General features: G+C 68.4%; 1 protein-coding gene. It reads right to left on the reverse strand.

The genetic code is table 11. The annotated features are described in order from the left end of the window. A partial coding sequence (locus AAFU51_18820; protein ID MEO1573300.1) for an integrase zinc binding domain-containing protein occupies window positions 1–960 on the reverse strand: 960 nt, incomplete at both ends.

Raw genomic sequence — 960 nt, forward strand, 5'->3', positions numbered from 1 at the left:
GATAACGAGGCCGGGCTTGATGCCGCGGCGGGCCATGAAGCGGGCGAAGGCCATGAGGAACTCCTCGGCGGAGAGCGAGGCCACCAGCTCGCAGTGCACGGCGCGGTAGACGGCGCAGGTGAACAGGATCACGTAGCGCGGCCAGGCGGCGCGGCTCCTGCCGATCTTGACGCGGAAGGGGCCGGCGGCGGCGACGCCGGTGACGGCGAAGGGGGCCTTGCGGTCGCCCGCGGGCGTCCTCACGAGCGGCAGCTTGCCGGTGGTGATCTCCTTGGGGTGAGGCCTCCTCTTCTGGCACACGATGCAGGTCTTGGCCGCGGACTCGACGCGGCGGCGCCCGTTCGGGGTCCAGTAGTGCTGCGTGTACTCGTGCCAGACGCGGCTGCCGCCGCCGACGTGGTGGAGCTCGCGCACGTGCAGGTCGCGCGCGATCCTGGACAGCGCGGCGCCGTGGCGGGCGAGGACGATCGGTCGGTGCCCGAGTAGGCGGGGGCGCAGCACGATGAGGCCTGTTCCTTGGTCGATCTCTGGCAGGTGTCGCCGCAGAGGATGATGCCGAGGCAGCTCATGTCCTCGCTCTAGCGTCTCGTATTCTTCAGCAAGGTAGCGGAGTTGATCTTGCCGCAGTAGCTCGACTTCTGCCTCCCTCAGCTCTGCTGGAGAGAGGGGCGGGGCCGGCGTGGCTGCACCAGCAGCAGTCGCCAGCTCCGGCTTGGTGTAGTTGCGCCACTTCCTGATGGCGGAGATGACGCGTGCGATGATGCGCACGTGCTTGTGGAAGGAGGAGCAGCGCTGCAAGTCCCAGCGCGAGTTTTCCTCCCACAGCGGCGGGAATGTGTTGGGCTCGACCTCCACGGAGGTGGCCATGACTCTGATCTCTTTGGCAGCCTCAGCAGGGACCTGGTAGTTGCGGAGGCAGGGCTGCTCGGGCCAGTCGCCCTCCAGGAAGGAGGGGCCGCG

Source organism: Bacteroidota bacterium, assembly GCA_039821555.1.
GTDB lineage: Bacteria > Bacteroidota > Rhodothermia > Rhodothermales > Rubricoccaceae > JBCBEX01.